The organism is Paraburkholderia gardini, from assembly GCF_907164575.1.
GTDB classification, from domain to species: domain Bacteria; phylum Pseudomonadota; class Gammaproteobacteria; order Burkholderiales; family Burkholderiaceae; genus Paraburkholderia; species Paraburkholderia gardini.
Genome location: NZ_CAJQYY010000010.1, coordinates 162,365 through 186,549 on the forward strand (window position 1 = coordinate 162,365; position 24,185 = coordinate 186,549).

25 protein-coding genes and 1 pseudogene are annotated in these 24,185 nt (G+C 62.7%); 9 read left to right on the forward strand and 17 right to left on the reverse strand.

Going from position 1 to position 24,185, the window contains the following annotated elements:
* Window positions 1-32: 32 nt before the first annotated feature.
* From lolD to LPA34_RS10735, 4 genes and pseudogenes are all read right to left on the reverse strand, one after another.
* On the reverse strand, window positions 33-782 hold the full coding sequence (lolD, locus tag LPA34_RS10720; protein WP_228977794.1) for a lipoprotein-releasing ABC transporter ATP-binding protein LolD: 750 nt from the start codon (window positions 780-782) through the stop codon (window positions 33-35).
* The gene (locus tag LPA34_RS10725) at window positions 775-2,028 is read right to left on the reverse strand and encodes a lipoprotein-releasing ABC transporter permease subunit (RefSeq protein WP_228977797.1); all 1,254 of its coding nucleotides are present in this window, start codon (window positions 2,026-2,028) and stop codon (window positions 775-777) included. Before LPA34_RS10725 ends, lolD begins: the two co-directional genes overlap by 8 nt.
* A 376-nt stretch (window positions 2,029-2,404) precedes the next feature.
* On the reverse strand, window positions 2,405-2,806 hold the full coding sequence (locus LPA34_RS10730; protein ID WP_228977800.1) for a type II toxin-antitoxin system HicB family antitoxin: 402 nt from the start codon (window positions 2,804-2,806) through the stop codon (window positions 2,405-2,407).
* Between the two features lie 57 nt (window positions 2,807-2,863).
* Window positions 2,864-3,044 (reverse strand): annotated as a pseudogene (locus LPA34_RS10735) (type II toxin-antitoxin system HicA family toxin).
* Window positions 3,045-3,181: 137 nt separating this feature from the next.
* On the opposite strand from LPA34_RS10735, the gene LPA34_RS10740 reads away from it, so the two are divergent.
* The 5 genes from LPA34_RS10740 to LPA34_RS10760 all read left to right on the forward strand — a co-directional run bounded on the left by LPA34_RS10740 (window position 3,182) and on the right by LPA34_RS10760 (window position 9,940).
* Window positions 3,182-4,273 carry a regulator gene (locus LPA34_RS10740; RefSeq protein WP_228977802.1) on the forward strand — a complete coding sequence of 364 codons (1,092 nt, stop codon included), beginning with the start codon at window positions 3,182-3,184 and terminating at the stop codon, window positions 4,271-4,273.
* 28 nt (window positions 4,274-4,301) lie between these two features.
* On the forward strand, window positions 4,302-5,999 hold the full coding sequence (recJ, locus tag LPA34_RS10745) for a single-stranded-DNA-specific exonuclease RecJ (protein ID WP_228977805.1): 1,698 nt from the start codon (window positions 4,302-4,304) through the stop codon (window positions 5,997-5,999).
* Between the two features lie 160 nt (window positions 6,000-6,159).
* Window positions 6,160-7,264, forward strand: a protein-coding gene (gene prfB, locus LPA34_RS10750) for a peptide chain release factor 2 (protein WP_228977809.1) whose coding sequence is annotated in 2 segments (ribosomal slippage) — window positions 6,160-6,240 and window positions 6,242-7,264 — 1,104 coding nt in all. Because the reading frame shifts where the segments join, the coding sequence is not laid out codon by codon here.
* A gap of 164 nt (window positions 7,265-7,428) precedes the next feature.
* Entirely contained in the window at window positions 7,429-8,958 is a 1,530-nt protein-coding gene (lysS, locus tag LPA34_RS10755; RefSeq protein WP_228977811.1) for a lysine--tRNA ligase, read from the forward strand.
* A 280-nt stretch (window positions 8,959-9,238) separates the two neighbouring features.
* On the forward strand, window positions 9,239-9,940 hold the full coding sequence (locus LPA34_RS10760) for a glycine zipper 2TM domain-containing protein (RefSeq protein WP_228977813.1): 702 nt from the start codon (window positions 9,239-9,241) through the stop codon (window positions 9,938-9,940).
* A gap of 108 nt (window positions 9,941-10,048) precedes the next feature.
* Here LPA34_RS10760 and iscX read toward each other — a convergent pair whose 3' ends face one another.
* The 10 genes from iscX to LPA34_RS10810 all read right to left on the reverse strand — a co-directional run bounded on the left by iscX (window position 10,049) and on the right by LPA34_RS10810 (window position 17,114).
* Window positions 10,049-10,246 carry a Fe-S cluster assembly protein IscX gene (gene iscX, locus LPA34_RS10765; protein WP_090530349.1) on the reverse strand — a complete coding sequence of 66 codons (198 nt, stop codon included), beginning with the start codon at window positions 10,244-10,246 and terminating at the stop codon, window positions 10,049-10,051.
* Between the two features lie 15 nt (window positions 10,247-10,261).
* Window positions 10,262-10,603 carry an ISC system 2Fe-2S type ferredoxin gene (gene fdx / locus LPA34_RS10770; protein WP_228977817.1) on the reverse strand — a complete coding sequence of 114 codons (342 nt, stop codon included), beginning with the start codon at window positions 10,601-10,603 and terminating at the stop codon, window positions 10,262-10,264.
* 115 nt (window positions 10,604-10,718) lie between these two features.
* Window positions 10,719-12,590 (reverse strand): Fe-S protein assembly chaperone HscA, encoded by a 1,872-nt coding sequence (hscA, locus tag LPA34_RS10775; RefSeq protein WP_228977819.1) that lies wholly within the window; start codon window positions 12,588-12,590, stop codon window positions 10,719-10,721.
* 75 nt (window positions 12,591-12,665) lie between these two features.
* Window positions 12,666-13,193, reverse strand: a complete 528-nt coding sequence (hscB, locus tag LPA34_RS10780; protein ID WP_228977822.1) for a Fe-S protein assembly co-chaperone HscB — start codon at window positions 13,191-13,193, stop codon at window positions 12,666-12,668.
* Between the two features lie 113 nt (window positions 13,194-13,306).
* On the reverse strand, window positions 13,307-13,630 hold the full coding sequence (iscA, locus tag LPA34_RS10785; RefSeq protein ID WP_228977824.1) for an iron-sulfur cluster assembly protein IscA: 324 nt from the start codon (window positions 13,628-13,630) through the stop codon (window positions 13,307-13,309).
* Window positions 13,631-13,832: 202 nt separating this feature from the next.
* Entirely contained in the window at window positions 13,833-14,249 is a 417-nt protein-coding gene (gene iscU, locus LPA34_RS10790; RefSeq protein ID WP_228977827.1) for a Fe-S cluster assembly scaffold IscU, read from the reverse strand.
* A gap of 69 nt (window positions 14,250-14,318) precedes the next feature.
* Window positions 14,319-15,542 carry an IscS subfamily cysteine desulfurase gene (locus LPA34_RS10795; protein WP_228977828.1) on the reverse strand — a complete coding sequence of 408 codons (1,224 nt, stop codon included), beginning with the start codon at window positions 15,540-15,542 and terminating at the stop codon, window positions 14,319-14,321.
* Between the two features lie 86 nt (window positions 15,543-15,628).
* Window positions 15,629-16,156, reverse strand: coding sequence for a Fe-S cluster assembly transcriptional regulator IscR (gene iscR / locus LPA34_RS10800; protein ID WP_228977831.1), 528 nt, complete (start codon window positions 16,154-16,156; stop codon window positions 15,629-15,631).
* A gap of 126 nt (window positions 16,157-16,282) precedes the next feature.
* Entirely contained in the window at window positions 16,283-16,765 is a 483-nt protein-coding gene (locus LPA34_RS10805) for a low molecular weight protein-tyrosine-phosphatase (protein WP_228977835.1), read from the reverse strand.
* Between the two features lie 106 nt (window positions 16,766-16,871).
* A complete protein-coding gene (locus tag LPA34_RS10810; RefSeq protein ID WP_228977838.1) occupies window positions 16,872-17,114 on the reverse strand; it encodes a hypothetical protein in 243 nt (80 codons plus the stop codon).
* A gap of 273 nt (window positions 17,115-17,387) precedes the next feature.
* Here LPA34_RS10810 and LPA34_RS10815 point away from each other — a divergent pair, with 273 nt between their 5' ends.
* Entirely contained in the window at window positions 17,388-17,909 is a 522-nt protein-coding gene (locus LPA34_RS10815; protein WP_228977841.1) for a hypothetical protein, read from the forward strand.
* A 95-nt stretch (window positions 17,910-18,004) separates the two neighbouring features.
* On the opposite strand, the gene LPA34_RS10820 is transcribed toward LPA34_RS10815, so the two are convergent.
* Together LPA34_RS10820 and LPA34_RS10825 are read right to left on the reverse strand one after the other, a co-directional pair.
* A complete protein-coding gene (locus tag LPA34_RS10820) occupies window positions 18,005-19,417 on the reverse strand; it encodes a lactate utilization protein B (RefSeq protein WP_228977845.1) in 1,413 nt (470 codons plus the stop codon).
* Between the two features lie 84 nt (window positions 19,418-19,501).
* Window positions 19,502-20,224: a (Fe-S)-binding protein gene (locus LPA34_RS10825; protein ID WP_228977847.1), complete on the reverse strand. Its 723-nt coding sequence runs from the start codon at window positions 20,222-20,224 to the stop codon at window positions 19,502-19,504.
* Window positions 20,225-20,416: 192 nt separating this feature from the next.
* On the opposite strand from LPA34_RS10825, the gene LPA34_RS10830 reads away from it, so the two are divergent.
* Window positions 20,417-21,223 (forward strand): IclR family transcriptional regulator, encoded by an 807-nt coding sequence (locus LPA34_RS10830; RefSeq protein WP_228977850.1) that lies wholly within the window; start codon window positions 20,417-20,419, stop codon window positions 21,221-21,223.
* Window positions 21,224-21,342: 119 nt separating this feature from the next.
* Here LPA34_RS10830 and pbpG read toward each other — a convergent pair whose 3' ends face one another.
* The gene (gene pbpG / locus LPA34_RS10835) at window positions 21,343-22,536 is read right to left on the reverse strand and encodes a D-alanyl-D-alanine endopeptidase (protein ID WP_228977853.1); all 1,194 of its coding nucleotides are present in this window, start codon (window positions 22,534-22,536) and stop codon (window positions 21,343-21,345) included.
* A 129-nt stretch (window positions 22,537-22,665) separates the two neighbouring features.
* On the opposite strand from pbpG, the gene LPA34_RS10840 reads away from it, so the two are divergent.
* A complete protein-coding gene (locus tag LPA34_RS10840) occupies window positions 22,666-22,917 on the forward strand; it encodes a hypothetical protein (RefSeq protein ID WP_228977856.1) in 252 nt (83 codons plus the stop codon).
* 367 nt (window positions 22,918-23,284) lie between these two features.
* Window positions 23,285-23,860 (forward strand): phasin family protein, encoded by a 576-nt coding sequence (locus LPA34_RS10845; RefSeq protein ID WP_228977857.1) that lies wholly within the window; start codon window positions 23,285-23,287, stop codon window positions 23,858-23,860.
* The last annotated feature ends 325 nt before the right edge of the window (window positions 23,861-24,185 follow it).

Sequence of the window (24,185 nt, forward strand, 5' to 3'; positions counted from 1 at the left end):
GGTTCAGTGGCTCCGCGGCAATTGCCCCGGCGTCAGACAGGAACCGACGGCTCTTCGTACAGCACGCCGTCGCGCAGACGCATCGTCCGGTCGCAGCGGGCAGCAAGATCGGGATCGTGCGTGACGATCACGAAACTCGTATCCATCGTCTGCGACAGTTCGAGCATCAGGTTGAACACGGTGTCCGCGGTGCCGCCGTCGAGATTGCCGGTCGGCTCGTCGGCCAGCACGCACGCCGGTTTCGTGACGAGCGCACGCGCGATCGCGACACGCTGGCGCTCGCCGCCCGACAGCTCTCCCGGCCGATGCTTCGCCCGATGCGCCATGCCGACGCGCTCCAGCACCGCAAACGCTTCGTGCCGCGCGGCTTCGGTCGTCATCCGACGGATGCGCAGCGGCATCGCGACGTTATCGAGCGCGGAAAACTCCGGCAGCAGATGGTGAAACTGATAGACGAAACCCAGCGCGCGATTGCGCAGATCGTTGCGTTCGCGCTCGGACAGCTTCGTGAACGGCTTGCCCATCACGGAGACCTGACCGGCCGTCGGATCGTCGAGGCCGCCGAGCACGTGCAAGAGCGTGCTCTTGCCCGAACCGGACGCGCCGACGATCGCAAGCTTCTCGCCGCGGCGCACCGAAAGCTGCGTGTTGTTCAGCACCTGAACGTTGAGGCCGCCCTGCACGAAGGCCTTCGAAATGCCGGACGCTTCCAGCACGTAGGGATACGGCGCGCTTTCGCCGGACATATCGGACATTACCTGGGAGACGGGACGATCATTCATAACGCAGCGCCTCCGCCGGGCGGACCTTCGCGCCGCGCCAGCTCGGATAGAGCGTCGCCAGCGCCGACAGCCCGAACGCGATCAGGCCGATGCGGATCACATCGCCGGGCACCAGTTCGGACGGCAGCTCGCTGATGAAATACACCGACGGCGGCAGGAACTGCACGCCGAACGCATGCTCGATCATCGGCACGAGCCACGGAATGCTCCACGCGATCAGGCAGCCGAGCGCGACGCCCGTCGCCGTGCCGATGAAGCCGATCGTCACGCCCTGCACGACGAAGATCTTCATGATCGAGCCGGGCTGCGCGCCGAGCGTGCGCAGAATCGCGATGTCGGCCTGCTTGTTGGTCACCGTCATCACCAGCGACGACACCAGATTGAACGCCGCCACCGCGATGATCAGCGTGAGGATGATGAACATCATGCGTTTTTCGATCTGCACGGCGGAGAACCAGGTCTTGTTCTGCTGCGTCCAGTCGCGGATATACAGGTCGCCGGAGAGCGTGCGCGCGAGTTCATGCGCCACCTGTGGCGCGCGCTGCATGTCTTTCAGACGCAGGCGCACGCCCGTCGGCGCGGGCAGCCGGAACAGCACCTGCGCATCGCGGATGTTGATGAGCGCGAGCGTGCTGTCGTATTCGTAGTGCCCTGACTCGAACACGCCGACGACCGTGAACTGCTTCAGCCGCGGCAGCATGCCGGCCGGCGTGATGGTGCCTTCGGGCGCGACGAGCGTGATCTTGTCGCCGGCGCGCACGCCGAGATTGGTCGCGAGATCCGCGCCCAGCACGATGCCGAAGTCGCCCGGCACCAGGTCGGTCAGCTTGCCGGAGCGCATTTCCTTGCCGATGTCCGACACTTCCGGCTCGAGCGTCGGCTCCACACCGCGCAGCGCGACGCCGCTCACGGCGTCCTGGCGCGTCAGCAGCGCCTGCGCATCGACATAGGGCGCGGCGCCGATCACTTCCTTGTTGAGCCGCGCTTCTTTCGCGGTCAGTTGCCAGTCGGGCATCGAGCCGGTCGGCGAAAAGATTTCAACGTGCGCGAGCACCGACAGCATGCGGTCGCGCACTTCCTTCTGGAAGCCGTTCATGACCGACAGCACGACGATCAGCGCCGCGACGCCGAGCGCGATGCCCGACATCGATACGAGTGCGATGAACGAAATGAAGCCGTTACCGGTCGTGCGCTTGCCGGCGCGTGTGTAGCGCCAGCCAATCTGCCATTCGTAGGGGAATTTCAAGCGAATCCTTATCTGTGTTGCCTTGACTTCTTTTCAGCGTGTGCTGGCAAAACGGCTGTTTGCTGACAATACGGCCGCTGACGACGCTTCGATGCGGCCCGATGTCGTGAACATTGGGTCCCGGCCGCCACCGTTTGGTTCCGCCATGTGTTCCGCGCCGGCTGTTTTTCGCCATGCTGGCCGGTCCAGGTGCTCATCGCCGCCACTCATTAGCTGATTAACCGCGAAGTTTGCCATACTCCGCAGCAACGCCGCGAAGGCAAGTCCGGAACGGACCGGGAAGAAGACGTTTGTAGCGTCACCATCCATAATAAAAAGGCCTGCCAGAATGGCAGGCCTTCGATACTTCCAGGTATTGTCGTTCCCTCAGGGCCGATCAGCCATGTGCCAGCATCTCCAGGGCAGCACGAGCCAGAAAACCGCTCCGGGTTTCGTGTTGCGCCTCGACGTAAGCATCGATCTTGTGCAAAACAAAGCGCGGAAGACTCACGTTGATTCGTTCGGGCTTTGAATCAAGCCGGGACAGGTCAACATCAACCAGTGCCCAGATCGCTCCAGCATACTCAGGCTTTCCAGCCAGATCCTCCACGGTCGAACAGGTGAAGCCGACGTCCTCACCCAGTTCGACCAGGGTCGAAACATGACCGATGATTGCCTCTTTTGCGTTTCTGATCGCGTCATCGATGGTATCGCCCCAGCAGTGGACGCCCGGAATATCCGGAATGGTCACGCCGTAGACGCTCCCATCATCCTTATGGACAGCAATGGGAAAATCCATTTTTGATCCTCTCCACAAATTGCAAATGCATCCAGGCCGGTGAAAAATCGCCCGCCATCACAGGCCGGCGGCCTTCAGGATGCTCTTCACGGTGTCAGTCGGAAGATCCTTCCCCGGGTGCGGGGACCGTCACAAGACCCTTCTTTCCGGCGTGTTTAAAGTGATGATGGCTACCTGTGACGCGTACTTCATACCATCCATCTTTTTCGAGCATCCGGATCAGCTTCGATGAATTCATCCGGCCTCCGCATGCCTGTGTGTAAATATACACACCCTACCAGATTGCATCAATAAATTTGTGTATTTGTGTGTATTTCAGGGGCGCTACCGTATGTTGCACAACCCCGCTACAGAGCACGGGACTTTCGCCATACAATGCCGGGCATCATGCACGCCACCCGCCTCCAGCTCCTCCTGCCCTTCGCGCTGCCCTCGGCCGCCGACGCCGCCACCGCGCTGTACAAGCTTGCCATTCCCGCGCTGGAGAGGCTCGTCGCCCGCGCGACGCTCGTCGAGCGCGTGATCGGCGAGGATTTCCAGCGCACCCTCCCGCATGAACGATGGGTCGCGCGGCAGTTCGGCGCCGTGTCGCCCACGCAGCCGGCCGCCGACGAGGCGCCGCTCGCGCCTTACATGCTGCGCGCCGACGGCGGCGAGCCTGGCGAGGCGACGTGGGCCTGCATCGAGCCGGTGCATGTGCGGATCGCGCACGACCACCTGGTGCTGATCGATCCCCAGGCGCTCGACCTCCAGGACGACGAAGCCGCCACGCTGCTCGCCGTCGCGCGGCCGCTGATCGAGGAACTGGGCGTGCGCATCGAGGCACCGAAGCCGTCGCGCTGGTATCTGTCGAGCGACGGTTTCGGCTCGCTCGCGGGCGCTTCGCCGCTGCGCGCGAGTGGCCGCAACATCGAAATCTGGCTGCCGCACGAGGCGCATACGGGCGAGCGCTCACGAGCGTGGATGAAGCTGCAGAACGAAGTGCAGATGGCGTGGTTCGAGCATCCGGTCAACGAGGCGCGCGAAGCGCGCGGTCTGCCGGCGGTGAACTCAATCTGGTTCCATGCACAGGGCGTGGCGCAACCGGTGACAAGTCCGTTCACGCGTGTCATGTCGAACGCCGCCGCGACGCGCGGTCTGGCGCTGTCCGCGGGCGTGAAAGCCGATGCCCCGCCGGCCTCGTACGCGGCGTTTGCCGCGGCCTCGCCCGAAGGCGACATGCTGGTCGAAATCGATCCGTTTTCCGCGCCGTACATCGAGCAGGACTGGGCACGCTGGAACCACGCGTTCGCCGCGCTCGAAGCCGACTGGCTCGCACCGGCGCTCGATGCGCTGCAATCGGGCGAACTCGGCGAACTCGGGTTGACGCTGTGCGGCGACACCGGCTCGGTGACGCTTGCGGTGACCCGCGGCGATCTGCGCAAATTCTGGCGCAGGCGCGTGTTCGCCTCGCTCGTCATCGAATGATTGACCGACCTTCTTCCGGCCTGACTGCATGACCCGAATCGTTACGCGCGCCTGTTCCCCCGCCGATGCCGAAGCGCTGATCCGCCACGGTCTGCACCCTGTTCTCGCACGCCTCTACGCGTCGCGCGGCGTGTGCATGCCCGACGAGATCGAAACCGGCCTCGCGCGGCTCGTGCCGCCCGTCGCGCTGAAAGGTTGCGAAGACGCCGCCGCCCTGCTCGCGGATTCGATCGAAGGCAAACGCCGCATGCTCGTCGTCGCCGACTACGACTGCGATGGCGCGACCGCCTGCGCCGTCGCCGTGCGCGGCCTGCGGATGTTCGGCGCGCAGATCGACTATCTGGTACCGAACCGTTTCGAATATGGCTACGGCCTGACGCCAGAGATCGTCGCGCTCGCCGCAGGGCGCAAGCCCGATCTGCTGATCACGGTCGACAACGGCATCGCGAGCGTCGATGGCGTGGAAGCCGCGAATGCGCTCGGCATCGAGGTGCTCGTCACCGACCACCATCTGCCCGGCGACGCGCTACCGGCCGCGCGCGCCATCGTCAATCCGAACCAGCCGGGCTGCACGTTCCCGAGCAAATGCATCGCGGGCGTCGGCGTGATGTTCTACGTGCTGCTCGCGCTGCGCGCCGAACTGCGGCGTCGCGGCGCGTTCGGCGATGCGCGTCCCGAGCCGCGTCTCGACGGCCTGCTCGATCTCGTCGCGCTCGGCACGGTCGCCGATGTCGTGAAGCTCGACGGCAACAATCGCGTGCTCGTCGCGCAGGGTCTGCAGCGCATCCGCAAAGGCCGCATGCAACCGGGCATCGCGGCGCTCTTTCGCGCCGCCGCGCGCGACGCGCGTGCCGCGTCCGGCTTCGATCTCGGCTTTGCGCTCGGCCCGCGCCTGAATGCGGCGGGCCGGCTTTCGGACATGTCGCTTGGCATCGAGTGCCTGACCACCGACGACGTCGGCCGGGCGTGGGAACTCGCGCAGCAACTCGACACGATGAATCGCGAACGGCGCGAAATCGAAGCCGGCATGCAGCAGCAGGCGCTCGCCGATCTGTCCGCGATCGATCCAGCCGGTTCGACCACGATCACACTCTTCAACGAGACGTGGCATCAGGGCGTGATCGGCATCGTCGCGGGCCGGCTGAAGGAAAAATTCCACCGGCCGTCGTTCACGTTCGCGCTCGCAGACGACAGCGGCAAGACGGTCAAAGGCTCGGGGCGTTCGATTCCAGGTTTTCATCTGCGCGACGCCCTGGATCTGATCTCGAAGCGCGAGCCTGAGCTCATCAGCAAGTTCGGCGGGCACGCGATGGCCGCGGGCCTCACGATCGCCACTGCCGACGTGCCGCGCTTCACCGTCGCGTTCGAAGCCGTCGGCCGCGAGTGGCTGAACGAAAACGCGCTCGCGCGCGTGGTCGAAACCGACGGCGATCTGGAAGACGCGTACTTCACGCCCCAATTCGTCGAGATGATCGACGGCGCGGTCTGGGGTCAGGGATTCCCGGCGCCGGTTTTCTCCGGCGAATTCGACGTGGCTTCGCAGGCGCTCGTGAAGGACAAGCATCTGAAGCTGCAGCTTCTGCGCGGCCGGCAGCGCTTCAACGCGATCTGGTTCAACCATACCGACACGCTGCCCGCCCGCACGACGCTCGCCTATCGCCTCGCGAGCGACACGTGGAACGGCGTATCGCGCGTCCAGCTGATTGTGGAACACGCGGTCAGCTAGAGACCAGGCGGTTTTCGACGCCCTGACGTCGAAAACCGGAAAAGCGGCCGGATCCACGCAAAAAACGCCCGAAAACCCGTGCCGGGTCGCGTATCGGCGCCCGGCGAGGGGCGCCGATCGGCTATAATTTCCCCTTTTTACGAAGCCACACAAGATCGACATGGAAGCGGAACGTCTCAACGCGATCGAAGCCTCTCTGGCAGACCTGCGCCACCGCGCGGGCGAGCTACGGGGGTATCTTTGACTACGACGACAAGTCACGTCGCCTGATCGAAGTCAACCGGGAACTCGAAGATCCCGACGTCTGGAACGACTCGAAGCACGCCCAGGCGCTCGGCCGGGAAAAGAAGCTGCTCGATGACGTCGTCGGCAAACTGACGTCGCTCGACGCCGACCTGCGCGACACGCAGGATCTCTTCGACATGGCACGCGAGGAAGACGACGAAGAAACGCTCGTCTCCTGTGAAACCGACGCGAGCTCGATCGAACAGCGCGTCGCCGACATGGAATTTCGCCGGATGTTCTCGAACCCGGCCGATCCGAACAACGCATTCCTCGACATTCAGGCAGGCGCCGGCGGCACGGAAGCGTGCGACTGGGCCGCGATGCTGCTGCGCCAGTACCTGCGCTACTGCGAGCGCAAGGGCTTCAAGACCGAAGTGCTCGAAGAATCCGAAGGCGACGTCGCCGGCATCAAGAACGCGACGATCAAGATCGAAGGCGAATACGCGTACGGCTTCCTGCGCACTGAAACCGGCGTGCACCGTCTCGTGCGCAAGTCGCCGTTCGATTCGTCGGGCGGACGTCACACGTCGTTCACGTCGGTGTTCGTGTACCCGGAAGTCGACGATTCGATCGAAGTCGACATCAATCCGGCCGATCTGCGGATCGACACGTACCGCGCGTCCGGCGCGGGCGGTCAGCACATCAACAAGACCGACTCCGCGGTGCGGATCACGCACATGCCGTCGGGTATCGTCGTGCAGTGCCAGAACGACCGCTCGCAGCACCGCAATCGCGCCGAAGCCATGGCGATGCTGAAATCGCGTCTGTACGAAGCGGAAATCCGCAAGCGCCAGGCCGAGCAGGACAAGCTCGAAGCAGGCAAGACCGATGTGGGCTGGGGGCATCAGATCCGTTCGTACGTGCTGGACAACAGCCGTATCAAGGATCTGCGCACCAACGTCGAAATCAGCAATACCAAGAGCGTGCTCGACGGCGACCTCGACCCGTTCATCAGCGCGAGCCTGAAACAGGGCGTGTAAGCATCGACGGCGCGGCAACACCTGCGCGCCGCGTCGTTTCCGGCGACGGCGGATTCGTCGCCACGATTAGTCGCCGTACCTGTTTGCGTGCCTGCTGCTGGCGCGTCCGACGTCCCTGCAGTCACACCGTCAGCTTCATCCGACCACCCCGAATACGAACCATCATGACCGAACCGACCCAGACGACGAACGCCGTTCCTGAGATCGACGACAACCAGATCATCGCCGAGCGCCGCGAAAAGCTGCGCGCGCTGCGCGAACAGGGCATCGCCTATCCGAACGACTTCCGTCCGACGCATCACGCCGCCGCCTTGCAAGCGGAATACATCGACACCGACAAGGAAGCGCTCGAAGCGAATCCGCTTCAGGTCGCCCTCGCCGGCCGCATGATGCTCAAACGAGTAATGGGCAAGGCGAGCTTCGCGACGGTGCAGGACGGCTCGGGCCAGATCCAGTTCTTCATCACGCCCGCCGACGTCGGCGAGCAAACGTACGACGCGTTCAAGAAGTGGGACCTGGGCGATATCGTCGCCACACGCGGCGTGCTGTTCCGCACGAACAAGGGCGAGCTGTCGGTGCGCTGCACGGAACTGCGTCTGCTGTCGAAGGCGCTGCGCCCGCTGCCGGACAAGTTCCACGGTCTCGCCGACCAGGAAATGCGTTACCGCCAGCGTTACGTCGACCTGATCGTCACGCCGGAAGCGCGCCAGACGTTCGTCGCGCGCACGAAGGCGGTGTCGTCGATCCGCCGTTTCATGTCGGACGCGAACTTCATGGAAGTCGAAACGCCGATGCTGCATCCGATTCCGGGTGGCGCGGCGGCCAAGCCGTTCATCACGCATCACAACGCGCTCGACATGCAGATGTTCATGCGTATCGCGCCCGAGTTGTACCTGAAGCGACTGGTCGTCGGCGGCTTCGAGCGCGTGTTCGAGATCAACCGCAATTTCCGGAACGAAGGCGTTTCGCCGCGTCACAACCCGGAATTCACGATGATGGAGTTCTACGCCGCGTACACCGATTACACGTGGCTGATGGATTTCACCGAACAGCTGATCCGCCAGACCGCCATCGATTCGCCCGGCACCGCGACCATCACGTATCAGGGCCGCGAACTCGACCTCGCGAAGCCGTTCCATCGTCTGACGATCACGCAGGCCATCCAGAAGTTCGCGCCGCAATACACCGACGCGCAACTCGCGGACAGCGCGTTCCTGCGCCCGGAACTGAAGAAATTCGGCGTCGATGCTTCGCAGCCGCAATTCCTGAACGCGGGCGTCGGCGCGCTGCAACTCGCACTTTTCGAGGAAACGGCGGAGTCGCAGCTATGGGAGCCGACGTTCATCATCGATTACCCGATCGAAGTGTCGCCGCTCGCGCGCGCGTCGGACAAGATCGAAGGCATTACCGAGCGCTTCGAACTGTTCATCACGGGCCGCGAAATCGCCAACGGCTTCTCGGAGCTGAACGATCCTGAAGATCAGGCCGCGCGCTTCAAGAAACAGGTCGAACAGAAAGACGCCGGCGACGAAGAAGCCATGTTCTACGATGCGGACTACATCCGCGCGCTGGAATACGGCATGCCGCCGACCGGCGGCTGCGGCATCGGCATCGACCGCCTTGTGATGCTGCTCACCGACAGCCCGAGCATCCGCGACGTCATTCTCTTCCCGCATCTGCGTCGCGAAGACTGACAGGCTTTGTCGCATTGATGCGTCCGGTGCAATGCCGGGCGCATCCGATGGTTTGTAACTATCGGTAAAAGCTGCGCGCCCCCTGCGTGACGCTATCCGCAGCCAATTCCGGCCGCTTCCTTGTGGAAGACCGACACCACCGCTCTCCCGTCAGGCGCGGTCACGTCGCGTCAGACTGGGCCCCCATGCACATGGTTACAACTTGAAACCCCGGCGCGTTTGAGTTGTCGGACACTCTGGTTCAACAAAACTGTCGACTCTGCCCAGACGGAGGTCACACATGGACAATCCCAACACGCAATCCACGCAAAAAAAACGCCTTCACCCGCTGGTCGCGACCGCGGCAGGCGCTGTCATCGTGGCCGCCCTCGCCGCCACCGCCGCCGTGACGGGCGTGTTCCCGAAAGCCGGTGGCAACGTCGCGGAGAACGACCAGACGCAGGCCGCGCAGGTCGGCAGCCAGCCGCCCGTGGTCGATTCCGCTCAACCCGCGAATCCGGCCAACTACGCACAGCAACAACAGCCCGCCCAGCAACAGCAGACTCAGGCGCAGCAGCCGACCCCGCAGGCGCCTCCCGCACCCGCCCCGACCCAGCAGCCCCAGTACGCACAGCAACCCGCCCAGCAGGCGCCTGCGCAGCCGGCGTATTGCCCGAGCTGCGGCACGGTCGAGACGATCTCAGCAGTCAAGACCGAGGGTCATGGCACGGGTATCGGCGCAGTGGGTGGCGCGGTGGCCGGTGGCGTCGTGGGTAACCAGTTCGGCAGCGGCACCGGCCGGACTGCGATGACGGTACTCGGCGCACTCGGCGGTGGTTTCGCCGGCAATTCGGTCGAAAAGCATATCCGCAGCACCACCAGCTATTCGGTGCGCGTGCATATGGAAAACGGCAAGACCCGCTACTTCACTTATCACGACGCCCCGCCGTTCCAGCAGGGCCAGCGCGTGCGGATCGAAAACGGCACACTCGTCGCGGGTTAAACCCGCTCTTTTCTGGCGCGGCTGGCCTCCGGTGGCGCCAGACGCAAAAAAGGCGATTCCATTCTGTGGAATCGCCTTTTTTTACAGAAACAGCGCGATTAGACGCGTTCAATAATCCGCATCTTCGATCCACGCCGCCTGGATCGCTTCGAGGATCTTTTCGTTCGAGCGGTTGGGATCGTCATCGAACCCGTCCAGCTCCATCACCCAGCGGTGCAGATCGGTGAAACGCACCGTTTGTGGATCGACGGCCTGATGCTTGTCCGTCAGTGCCATCGCGATTTCCTGCGTGTCGGTCCATTTCATGGCTGCTCGCTCCTCTCAGTGATTTTCCTTCGCGTGGTTGATCGAATACCGCGGGATTTCAACAACGAGGTCCTTGTCGGCCGGCGCCAGCGCCTGGCACGACAGCCGTGATTCCGGCTCGAGACCCCATGCCTTGTCCAGCAGATCGTCTTCGTCTTCTTCTGACGGCACGAGTGCGTTGAAGCCTTCGCGCACGAGCACGTGACACGTGGTGCAGGCACACGACTTCTCGCACGCGTGCTCGATTTCGATGCCGTTATCCAGCAGATTGTCACAGATGCTCTTGCCCGGCACAGCTTCGATCACCGCGCCCTCCGGGCACAGTTCGACGTGAGGCAGCACAACGATTTGAGGCATACAGTTTCCGTTTGTTCGCTGGGCACGCCGCCGTCAGTCAGGCCAGGTGCCATTTTACCGGTGACGCGCGTTTTTTTGATATGAGCGCGCGTCACATGATCCGGGTTGAAGCGGCTTAAATCTCGTCGAGCTTGCGCCCCGCCAGCGCGCGCCGGATACCCTTGTTCATGCGGCGCGCGGCGAATTCGTCCGTGCCTTCGGCAAGGGCTTGGGTCGCCGCCTCGACGGCGTCGCCGTCGTCACTCCGGGCGACAGCGCGCAATGCGGCGAGGAGCGTATCGAGCTGCACGCGTTCGTCGTCGTCGAGCAGTTCGCCGTCGGCGACGAGCGCCGCATCGGTCGCTTCGATGAGACGTTGCGCTTCGACCTGCGCCTCGCGCACCGCGCGGGCGCGCATGTCGACTTCCGCGGTCTTGAAGCTGTCCTCGAGCATCCGCGCGACGTCGTCGTCGGCAAGACCGTAGGACGGCTTCACCACCACCGAAGCCTCGACGCCCGAATGCTGTTCGCGCGCGAACACCGACAGCAGCCCGTCCGCGTCGACCTGATACGTCACGCGAATCCGTGCCGCGCCGGCCACCATCGGCGGAATGCCGCGCAGCTCGAAACGCGCGAGCGAGCGGCAATCGCTCACGAGTTCGCGTTCGCCCTGCACCACGTGGATCGCCATCGCGGTCTGGCCGTCCTTGAACGTCGTGAAATCCTGTGCGCGGGCGACTGGAATCGTCGAATTGCGCGGGATGATCTTTTCGGTCAGACCGCCCATCGTTTCGACGCCGAGTGACAGCGGAATCACGTCGAGCAGCAGCCAGTCGTCGCCGTCGGCGCCGCGGTTGCCCGCCAGCAGATCGGCCTGGATCGCCGCGCCCAGCGCGACCACCTGATCCGGATCGAGATTGATCAGCGGCGGCTGGCCGAAGAACGCCTCGACCGCGCGGCGGATGACCGGCATGCGCGTCGCGCCGCCCACCAGCACCACGCCCTTGATGTCGGCGGGCGTGACTTTGGCGTCGCGCAGCGCCTTCTTCGTGGGACCGAGCGTGCGCTGCACGAGGGCCTGCGTGACGGTTTCGAAGGTGGCTTCGTCGATCGTCAGATTGAGCTTCGTGCCGTTCGAGAGCACGACGTCGAGTTTCGCATCGGCCGCGTTTGAAAGCGCTTCCTTCGTCACGCGAACGTGATCGAGCAGCAGGCGGACGTCTTCCGGCGTCAGCGTCTGCGGCGCGATGCCCGTCTGCGCGAGCACATGGCGATACAGCGCGTGGTCGAAATCGTCACCGCCGAGCGCCGAGTCGCCGCCGGCGGCGAGTACTTCGAATACGCCTTTCGTGAGCTTCAGGATCGACAGATCGAACGTGCCGCCGCCGAGGTCGTACACGGCATACAGGCCCTCCGAACCGTTGTCGAGCCCGTACGCGATCGCCGCGGCGGTCGGCTCATTCAGCAGACGCAGCACGTTCAGACCGGCGAGACGCGCGGCGTCTTTCGTCGCCTGGCGTTGCGCTTCGTCGAAATACGCCGGCACGGTGATCACCGCGCCGACGAGTTCGTCGCCGAGCGAATCTTCGGCGCGTTGACGCAGCGTCGCGAGAATCTCCGCCGATACTTCTACCGGACTCTTCACGCCATCGATCGTACGAATCTGCACCATGCCGGGTGCATCGACGAAATCGTACGGCGCGTTCTCGGCGCCTTCCACTTCGCTTTTGCCACGGCCCATGAAGCGCTTGACCGACACGATCGTGTTGCGCGGATCGCTTGCCGCCTCGGCTTTCGCCGCGCGGCCGATCCGGCGGCCGCCCTTTTCCAGATAACGCACGACGGACGGCAGCAGCATGTGGCCGTCCTCGTCGGGCAGCACGTCGGGCACGCCGCTGCGCACCGCCGCGACGAGCGAGTTCGTGGTGCCGAGATCGATGCCGACAGCGAGACGCCGCTGATGCGGCGCGGGCGCCATGCCGGGTTCGGAGATTTGCAGTAAAGCCATCTGTGATCTTCTTCGGGTGTCGTTCGACCCGTTAATGATTGAATCGATTGAATCGTCTGGTTTGCGACCCGCGCGTCAGTTATCGAGCTTCTCGATCTGCACGCCGATTTCCGACGCGACGCGCTCGATGAACATCAACTGACGTACCGCCTCGCCGGCCGCCTGGTTCGCGCCGCTGTCGAGCAGCGCGCCCAGCTTCGTGAAGCGCACGCGCTCTTCGTCGCGCAACTCGACGAGGAGCGCATCGAGTGCGTCGATGTTTTTCGCGGCGGCTGCGTCTTCGATACCTTCACGCCATTCCATCTGCTGCATCAGGAACGCCGGTTCCATCGCCGTGTTGTTCTCCGCGCCGACATCGATCCCGCGAAGCGACAGCAGATACGTGGCGCGCTTGAGCGGATCACGCAGCGTCTGGTACGCCTCGTTGGTGCGCGTCGCCCACTGCATTGCGATGCGCTTCTGCGCGTCACCGGCGGCGGCGAAACGGTCGGGGTGAACCTGGGCCTGAACCGTGCGATACGCGTGATCGAGCGTGCTGCTCTCGATCGCGTATTGCGCCGGCAGGTTGAACAGGTCGAAGTGACTGTCGGTCAGCGAGGCCATCGGATTACATCGTCCGTTGATGAGGGCGTGGGAGGCGCGTGAAGCGTGTGGCGAAACATGGGGCGGAAATTAAAAAGGCGGCCCGCGCCGCCTTTTTCCCGCTTCGCGCGGAGCTATACGCGAAACGATTCGCCGCAGCCGCACTCGTCCTTCACGTTCGGGTTGTTGAACTTGAAGCCTTCATTCAACCCTTCGCGCGCGAAGTCGAGCTCCGTGCCGTCGATATAGGCGAGGCTTTTCGGGTCGACGATGACCTTCACGCCGTTGCATTCGAACACTTCGTCTTCCGGCGCGAGTTCGTCCACATATTCCAGCTTGTAGGCAAGACCCGAGCATCCCGTCGTGCGCACACCCACGCGCAAGCCGACGCCTTTACCGCGCCGTGTCAGGTATTTCTGGACGTGCTGTACTGCCTTTTCGGTCAACGTAATTGCCATAGCGTTTCTCATTGCGCGGTGACGCGTATGACCGCGCCCCCACTACCCTGCCTGCATCCAGTATCGTTCACGCCGGGCGATCCGTGACACGCTACCGTGTGGTCAAACCGCCCGCTGACTGCTGTTTCGCCGTGAATCCGCGCTCTTTCGCGTGCGAACCACAGCGTTTCAAACCCGCCGCTCATCCGGCTCAAGCGTCCGCTCAGGCAGCGTGCTGCTTTTCGCCCACTTCCGCCGTTTCGCCGTGACGCTGCTTGTAGTCGGCGACCGCTGCCTTGATCGCGTCTTCCGCGAGGATCGAGCAGTGGATCTTGACCGGCGGCAGCGCCAGTTCTTCGGCGATCTGCGTGTTCTTGATCGTCATCGCCTGATCGAGTGTCTTGCCCTTCACCCATTCGGTGACGAGCGAGCTCGACGCGATCGCCGAACCGCAGCCGTACGTCTTGAACTTCGCGTCTTCGATGATGCCGTCCGCGCCCACGCGGATCTGCAGCTTCATCACGTCGCCGCAGGCCGGTGCGCCGACCATACCGGTGCCGACCGCGTCGTCGTCTTTCGCGAACGAACCGACGTTGCGCGGGTTTTCGTAATGGTCCAGAACCTTGTCGCTGTAAGCCATGATGTCACTCCTTGATTCGTTTCAAACCGCGTTCGATTTCGGGTCGACGCCGGTGTCAATGCAGGCGCGTCAGTGCGCGGCCCACTGGATGGTCGAGATATCGATACCGTCCTGATGCATTTCCCACAGCGGCGACAGATCGCGCAACCTGGCAATCTTGTTCTTCAACAGGTTGATTACGTACTCGACGTCCTGCTCCGTCGTGAAACGGCCGACCGTGAAGCGGATCGAGCTGTGTGCCAGTTCGTCGTTGCGACCGAGCGCGCGCAGCACATACGACGGCTCGAGCGATGCCGACGTGCACGCCGAACCCGACGACACCGCGACGTCCTTCACCGCCATGATCAGCGACTCGCCTTCGACGAAATTGAAGCTGATGTTCAGGTTGTGCGGGACACGCTTTTCCATGTCGCCGTTCACATACGTTTCCTCGATTTCCGACAGGCCGTGCAACAGACGGTCGCGCAGCATGCGGATGCGTTCGTTTTCCGTCGCCATTTCCTCTCGCGCGATGCGAAACGCTTCGCCCATGCCGACGATCTGGTGCGTGGCCAGCGTGCCCGAACGCATGCCGCGCTCGTGACCGCCGCCGTGCATCTGCGCTTCGATACGGATACGCGGCTTGCGACGCACGTACAGCGCGCCGATGCCCTTCGGACCGTACGTCTTGTGCGCCGAGAACGACATCAGGTCGACCTTCAGCTTTTGCAGGTCGATCTCGATCTTGCCGGTGGCCTGGGCTGCGTCAACGTGGAAAATAATACCTTTTTCGCGGCAGATTTCGCCGAGCGTCTCGATGTCCTGCACGACGCCGATTTCGTTGTTCACCGACATCACCGACACCAGGATCGTGTCCGGACGCAACGCGGCCTTGAACACGTCGAGGTCGATCAGGCCGTCGTCCTTCACGTTCAGATAGGTGACGTCGAAGCCTTCGCGCTCGAGCTCGCGGCAGGTGTCGAGCACAGCCTTGTGCTCGGTCTTCACCGTGATGATGTGCTTGCCCTTGCTCTTGTAGAAGTGCGCAGCGCCCTTGATCGCGAGGTTATCGGATTCGGTGGCGCCCGACGTCCAGATGATTTCGCGTGGATCGGCGTTCACCAGCGCCGCGACGTTCTCGCGCGCTTCCTCGACTGCACGCTCCGCATCCCAGCCATATGAGTGGCTGCGCGATGCCGGGTTACCGAACTGCTCACGCAGATACGGAATCATCTTGTCCACCACACGCGGATCGACCGGCGTCGTCGCGCTGTAATCCATGTAAATGGGCAGGTGGGGAATGTCGTTATTCATCAATCGCTCCGGGAAATCTATGTACTGGCTCTGGCTCTCGACCCGAGGGCATTCTGTCGTGCCCTTCGCGTCCGAGCCCGCTGGCGTCAGCCGGCCAGATTGAAAACGGAATTCGGACCTTTCGGCGCTACACGGGCAGGTTCCACGGCCGGTGCCTCGCTGCGCCGGTCGCGCAGCACCGCGGGCGAGCCTTCGCGCGCGCGTTGCTGGTCGACGAGGTCTTTCAGCGAGACGGAATCGAGATACTCGACCATTTTCTGGTTCAGCGTCGACCAAAGCTCATGAGTCATGCAGTGGCCGTCGTGCTGCTTGGTGCCCTCGCACGTGCCCTTGCCGCCGCACTGGGTGGCGTCGAGCGGCTCGTCGACCGCGATGATGATGTCAGCGACCGTGACAACCTCGGCGCGACGCGCAAGGTTGTACCCGCCGCCCGGCCCGCGAACGGACTCGACAATCTCATGGCGACGCAGCTTGCCAAACAGCTGCTCGAGGTAGGACAGGGAAATGTGCTGGCGCTGGCTGATACCCGCAAGCGTCACCGGGCCCTGCTCCTGGCGCAGTGCCAGGTCAATCATCGCCGTGACGGCGAAACGGCCTTTCGTGGTGAGTCTCATGATGTATTGGGAACCGCAATTCTCGACAATTTTCGTCAAGTATAAATACATGACCAGATTAGTCAAGTATCCCTGATCCCTGTCCGGTTATCTAAAAGATAGAAGACTGCGCGGTTCGCGGCGCCGTCACGTGGTCAATTGGGGCCGCAGCGCCGCGATCAGGCCACGGCAGGCTGCTTCACACTGGTCCAGCACACGCTCGAAGCCTGCATCGCCGCCAAAATACGGGTCGGCCACTTCGCGGGTGTCGGTTGCGGGCGCAAATTCCATCAGCAGACGGATCCTGTCGCGCTGCGCCGGCGGACAGATGGCCTTCAATGCGGCGACGTTCGCGTCGTCCATCGCGATCAGCAGATCGAACCGCTCGAAATCCTCTGGTGCAATCTGGCGACCCCGTAGCGCCGACAGATCATAACCACGCTGGCCGGCCGCCTGCTGCGCGCGCCGGTCGGGCGATGCACCGATATGCCAGTCGCCGGTGCCCGCCGAGTCGATCAGGATGAAATCGGACAACCTTGCTGCTTCGACCTGATGCCGCATGACGCCTTCGGCCGTCGGCGAGCGACAGATATTCCCGAGGCAGACAAAGCAGACGGAGATCGTTTTCATCGGGTGTTTCTGCGTGCGGAGACGGTCATGGAGCCGCGTTCCGCAGCGAAGTCGCGATTATACAAAGGCCGGTGAAATCATGCTGGGGACGACCCCAGCATCCGTTTTACAGCGCCGTCCGCGCGGCCGGCAGCATCGTGGCTTCCCGCAGGCTTTTCGCCGGCATGCTGGTGTCATCGCCGACAAGGCCGTACGATACGGCCCGCGCGAGTTCAGCAGTGAACTGGCCGGCGGCAAGCGGCGGTTGCGTTGCGCGCGAAGCGGCTTCGCTGCAGATGTGGACATACGCGGCGACGGCAAGCGGCAGGACGATGGCGAGTGGCCAGTACATCGATATTGTCTTTTTCATGATGCGTTCCTTGAGTAGGGGCGGTGAGATCGTGACCCACTTTGCCCAGTGAGCATCTTAAATTGAGACGCAATCGGGAAAAACCCACCCCCGTAAGAAACAGCGTTGCCCCGCAGGAAACAGTGAACGGTTTCGTGCCGCTATCCAGACAAGCCTCACATGCGCCGTGCACGCGAACGGACAAAAGAAATCCTTACAAAATCACACAATGCAAACCTGACAAGCCCTGTAAAACGCTGTCTTACTGATATGAAAGGCTTGTATGAAAGGCTTATGAATCACCTTCCTGTGAAACGCTTTACATTGATGGCTGGTCTCGCGGCCGCAACCGTCCTCACGGGTTGCGCCGTTTATCCGGATGGCACGCCCGTCTACGGCGGAGGCTATGACGGCTACGAGCAGACTTACCCCGCATATGGCTACGGCGGCGCGCCCGCGCCGCAGGCAAACGTGTATCTCGGCTTCGGCAATTACTCCGGCCCGGGGTATTACGACCGTGGCAACTACAACAACCACGGTTACTACGGACAGGGACGACCGCCTCCGCCGCAGGCCGGACGACCGCGGGGAGGCGGGCCGCCGTCTGCGGATGGCGGCACCCGACCGGGTGGCGGCGGTGGTCCGCCGCCTCAGGCAGGCGGGCCGGGCGGGGATCACGGCGGAGGACATCCGCCTCCGCAAGCCGGCGGCAATAACAGCGCGCACAGCGGCGGGAACGCCGATAACACCGCGCGTGGCTCCGGACGCGGCGGTAATCGGCCCAGCGGCACCATGAGCTGGCAAGACCGCCGTTAAACGCGCCGCAGGCGTACGCCAGACGGCTCGCAAGCAAACGGCGCGGACTTATGCCGCGCCGTTTGTTTTGCACAGATGCCGACCGAAGCGCTGGATCAGCCGATATGGCTACGCTGTGCCGCGTACAACTCACGGAACGTGCGCCCGACCGGCGCAGGCATATCGCGCGTATCGGTCCAGCCGGACCCGAGCGGCAGACGGGCAATCATCCGTTTCTTTCCGCCCATCTTTTCCATTACGCGCACCGCGAGTTTCGTGAACAGCGCGTAGGCACCGGGATGAAGCGCGAAATAGCCCCACACGGTAAGCCCGACCCGCTCCTGCCAGGGCCGCAGGTGGCGCTCCGTCTGTTTTTCACGAAGCTTGCGCAACAGGTCGGACAGCGGGATGCCGACGGGACAGACGCTATTGCATTCGCCGCACAGCGTGGCGGCCTGCGGCAGGTCGAGCGCCTTGTCGATGCCGACATAGGCCGGCGTGAGCACTGAGCCCATCGGCCCCGGATACACCCATCCATACGCGTGACCGCCGACCTTCTGATAGACCGGGCAGTGATTCATGCAGGCGCCGCAGCGGATACACCGCAGCATCTCCTGAAAGTCACCGCCGATGAGCCCGGTGCGGCCGCCGTCGACCAGCACCACGTACATATGCTCCGGCCCGTCCTGATCGCCAGCGCCACGCGGGCCGGTCAACACGGAAAAATAGTTCGATGTCGACTGCCCGGTCGCCGAGCGCGGCAACAGACGCATCGCCGTCGCCAGGTCTTCCAGCGTCGGCAGGATTTTTTCGATGCCGGTCACCGCAACGTGCACGCGCGGCATGACCGTGCACATGCCTTCATTACCCTCGTTCGTCACCAGCGCGACCGAGCCCGTTTCGGCCACCAGGAAGTTGCCGCCGGTCACGCCCATGTCCGCGGTCATGAAATGCGGACGCAGCACCTCGCGGGCCTCGCGTGTCATGTCGGGAATTTCGGTCAGACGCGGCCGCTGGTGTGTACGGGCAAACAGGTCGGCGATCTCTTCCTTGTCCTTGTGGACGACCGGCGCAATGATGTGGCTCGGCGCCTCGTGATCGTTGATCTGCAGGATGTATTCGCCGAGATCGGTTTCGATCGACTGCACGCCCATTTCACCAAGCACGGCGTTCAGACGCATTTCCTCCGTCACCATCGACTTCGTCTTGATCACTTTCTTCACGCCGTGCTCGAGGGCGATATCGGCGATCAGGTGCGCGGCGGCCTGCGTCGTTTCGGCATACAGCACCGTGACGCCGCGACGGGTTGCCTCGCGCTCGAACGTCTCGAGCCACACGTCGAGATTGTCGAGCGCGCGATCGCGGCGCACTTTCAGTGCCTCACGCGTGGCGGGAAAATCGATCTCGGTGATCGCGGCGGCCCGCGCCGACACGAATTTCGTCGAGAGTTTGGTGAGATTCTGTTGCAGACGCTGGTCGGCGAGCTTCTGGCCGGCACGCGCCTTGAACTGCATCGATTGAACCTGCATGGCGCCCCTGAATCCGGTAAATGAACCACTGTGTAACTGATCGTGACGTCGCCCCCGCGGATCGCGGCCCGGCGAACGCGGCAATCAGGCGTCGCCGGCCAGCACCTGCGCGATATGCAGCACGCGCGTGGTCGTATCGCCCGTGCGACGCAAACGCCCTTCAATATTGAGCATGCAGCCGAGATCGCCGAGCACGACGGCCTGCGTGCCGCTTGCCTGGATATTCGCGCATTTCTCGTCGACGATCGCCGTGGAGATGTTGCCGTACTTGACGGCGAACGTGCCACCGAAGCCGCAGCAGTGTTCACAATCCTTCATTTCATTGACCGGCACGCCGACCTGGGCGAGGAGCGCCCGCGGTTGCGCCTTGACACCGAGTTCACGCAGACCCGAACAGGAATCGTGGTAAGTCACGGGCCCTGCGAATTCACCGGGCGTCAGCTTGATGTTCGCGACGCTGACAAGGAATTCCGTTAGTTCGAACACCTTGGGCTGCAGCCGCGCGTAGCGGTTCATCAGGTCGGGATCGTCGCGAAACAGGTCACCGTAATGAGCACGGATCATGCCGCCGCACGAGCCGGACGGCACGACGACGTAATCGAACTGCTCGAATTCACGCAGCGTCTTTTCGGCGAGATCGCGCGCAATGCGACGCTCGCCCGAGTTGTAGGCGGGCTGGCCGCAGCAGGTCTGTGCCGGCGGCACCACGACCTCGAAACCCGCCTGCCCGATCAGCTTGATAACCGAAAAACCGATCTCCGGACGCATCAGGTCGATCAGGCACGTGACGAACAAACCGACTCGCATAAGGGCTCCTTCGGGAAAACGTCCCCGATTATCCCTTGTCTGACGCGCAAATCCAACGCTGCCAGCCATCCGGACAAGAACCGCCCGAAATTTGAAGCCGGTCTCCAGTCCGTCTCAAATGGCGTTCGCTTCTTTCACAATACGAGATACAATCGTTTTTCCGCTGTTTGACGCGTCAACTGATTTCTTCCCATGAGCGACACGAACCCGGATCACAAGACTTCGATCCAGGTGATCGAGCGCATGATGCGCCTGCTGGACGCCCTTGCTGCGCATAGTGACCCGGTCAGCCTGAAAGAGCTCGCGCAACGCACCGAGCTCCACCCTTCCACTGCCCACCGCATCCTGAACGACATGGTGACGTGTCGCCTCGTCGACCGCTCCGACCCGGGTACGTACCGGCTCGGCATGCGTCTGCTGGAACTCGGCAATCTGGTGAAGGCGCGCCTGTCGGTCCGCGACGCCGCGCTGACACCGATGCGCGAACTACACCGCTCGACCGGGCAAACCGTGAACCTCTCGGTGCGCCAGGGCGATGAAATCGTTTATATCGAACGGGCCTATTCCGAACGCTCGGGCATGCAGGTGGTGCGGGCAATTGGCGGTCGGGCGCCGTTGCATCTGACTTCGGTCGGCAAGCTGTTCCTCGCCGCCGACGAATCCACCCGGGTTCGCGCCTATGCGACGCGCACCGGCCTGTCCGGCCATACGCAGAACAGCATCACCGATCTGGCCAAGCTCGAGCGCGAACTGATCAACGTGCGCCAGCAGTCCTGCGCCCGTGACAACGAAGAGCTCGAACTCGGCGTGCGCTGTATCGCGGCGGGGATTTACGACGACACAGGACATCTCGTCGCCGGGCTTTCGCTCTCGGCTCCGGCCGACCGCCTGCAGGACTCCTGGCTCGGACAGCTGAGCCAGACTGCGCTTGTGATCTCGGAGTCGCTCGGCTACCGGCCACAGCCGAAGTCGGGCGCCGCGCCGGCCCAGACTGCCTGATCCCGCGCCTGAGGGGCTGCTTCAGCGTACAAGGAACGCGTCAATGAAAAAGCCCCAGTTCCACATCTGTGGGACTGGGGCTTTTTTAAACTGGCCGAACCTGGCCACCAGCAACGCGATCAGGTACCCGAACCGCCGTTGTCCGCGCTGGTGATATGCGCGTCGCCACCGTTATCCAGCCACGTGCGCAGACGCGCCGCGTCCGCGAAACGCGAGTACTTGCCCGCTGAATCGAGCAGCACCATGATGACCGGACGGCCGTCGATCGTGGCCTGCATCACGAGACACTCGCCCGCTTCGTTGATGAAGCCCGTTTTCTGCAGACCGATATCCCACGTCGGGTTGCGCACCAGCGCGTTCGTGCTGTTGTAGGCGAGCGACCGCTTGCCGGTGTACACCTCGTAGCTGCGATCGGTCGAAAAGCGGCGGATCATCGGATACTGGTACGCCGCGTTCACCATCTTCACGAGATCGCGCGCGCTCGACACGTTCTGGCTCGTGAGGCCAGTCGAATTCTCGAAGTGCGTGTCGCTCATGCCCAGCGCCTTCGCCTTGGCGTTCATCGCCGCGATAAAGCCTGGACGGCCACCCGGGTAGTAACGCGAGAGCGCCGCTGCCGCACGGTTTTCCGACGCCATCAGCGCGATATGCAGCATGTCTTCACGCGAAAGCACCGAGCCGACGCTCAGACGCGAGCCCGTGTTCTTCTCGTAATCGCGATCTTCGTCGGTGACTTCGATCTGCTCGGTCATCGGCGCCTTGGAGTCGAGCACGACCATCGCGGTCATCAGCTTCGAAATCGAGGCGATCGGCACGACGGCGCGCGAGTTCTTGTCGAACAGCGGTTCGGACGAATTCTGGTCCACCACGTACGCGACGCTCGAACGCAGCATCAGCGCGTCCGGCGTTTCGTGCAGGCCGAACGCCTGGCCGACGCTCGGCTGGCGCGGTTCGAAAGCAACCTTGCGCACGGCCGAATGGCGGCGACCGTTCATCGAGTACGAAACGCGATGCTTCTTCGGCGTGACGCGCGGCGTGTCGTGATCCTCGCCCTTCGCCGCGACGGTCCTCGCAGCTTTGGACGACTTCGCAGCCTTCGACGACGTCGTAGTCTTCGCCGCCGTGGAAGTGGATTTTCTGGACTTGCCCGATTTCGGCGACCTGGCGGGAGCGGTGGTAGTGGCAGACGCGGCGAACGCGGCGACCGGTACAGCGAGCGCCGCAGTGAAGACCAGGGAGGCGGCCACCGACAGAGCAGTGCTGATAGCCACGCCGTGGATCACTTTGAGCGACGAAAACATGTCGGTTTTCATTGGTGTTCTATATGGAGCGGCAAGAGTTGACCGCAAGTGTAGTAAAACCACGAAAAATTAGCAATATTAAGCACTTAAAGGCCCTCCTTAAACCGCCTTATCAGGTCCGATTGTAGAAAGCCAATAAATATGACGCGCCTGATCGATAAAAACGATCGACGCGCCAGACAGTCTGTTGATGCGCAGCGCATGGGATCGGTGCCCTCTTACCCGCTTAACGGCAATTGCACAGCAAGCTTGATGAGGGGAAACACGCTCTGCGCGGCGCCGCAGCGCAAGCCCTCCGGCTGGATTCCGGAATGGCCTCCCACGCAACGCCGCATGGCTGTTAAGCACATGCTGCAAAAACCGCTGCCGCGTTCGACCACAATGGTCGTCTAACGTTCCGTGACAGTTTTCGGTTTACCGCAAGGTCAGGGATTTTGACATCGTTTGCGGGATTCTGCTGACAGCCTGGCGGTCGTAACAGGTCTGAATGCGTCATTTCTAGACGCACCGCGTCAGTGCAGCCGATTTTTCCGACATATCATCCGAATGTCATAGGCACTTCATAACCTTTTGTTTTGTCGAGATTTTCTCGATATTGTGCAGCGCACAAAAAAGGCTTGACTTTCGAGATGGCTGTCCTAAAATGGGAACCATTGCTGCGACGCACAAAAGATTGTTTCCAGTGCGAGTCGACAGTTTTTGCCGCTTATCAACCCAACGCGGTCCGCATCCAGACGGGCCGTTTTACAGGAGCGTAAACATGACCCTGCTGACCCCTGAGCAATTCGCCGCAGCACAAAAAGCCAACTTCGAAACGCTGTTCGGCCTGACGGCCAAGGCTTTTGAAGGCGTGGAAAAGCTCGTCGAACTGAACCTGCAAGTCGTGAAGTCGACGCTCGCAGAAAGCCAGGAAAATGCACAACGTGCGCTGTCGGTGAAGGATGCGCAGGAACTCCTCGCACTGCAAGCCAGCCTCGCCCAGCCGGTCGCCGAAAAGGCGCTGTCGTATGGCCGTCACGTGTATGAAATCGCCTCGGCTACGCAAGCTGAATTCGCCCGCGTCGCAGAAGCCCAGTACGAAGAACAGAACCGCAAGGTGCAATCGCTCGTCGAAAACGTCGCGAAAAACGCACCGGCTGGTTCGGAAACCGCCGTCGCCGTGATGAAGTCGGCCATTACCGCCGCTAACACGACGTACGAAACGGTTCACAAGGCTGCAAAGCAGGCTGTCGAAATCGCCGAAAGCAACTTCAACGCAGCCGCCTCGGCCGCCTCGAAGGCTGCCTCGCAAGCTGCAGCACAGGCATCGCGTTCGACCAAGAAGGCGACCGTCTAAGTTTTACTGGACGTCAACAGCCTGTAGTACCGCAAGCGAGCACATCAAGCTGGTACAGCACGCAATAGCGCCGGGCAGCCCGCCGTGTTTCACGGCAGCTGTCGGGCCCGACGCTCCGATACGTTCGAACAGTACGTATCGTTTCCCCGGCCACCGCCGGGATTTTTTTGGGCGCCGATTTTGTAGCAAACCGTGCTGGAGAGCAAAAACGGCGCGCCCTGCAAAGGGCGCGCCGTTTTTCTTGTGCGCCCAGCATGGGCGCACTCTTGTGGGTGCAAGTCCCACCGTAAGTTGATCACAGCGAGCGAAGCGAAGCGCAACTGCG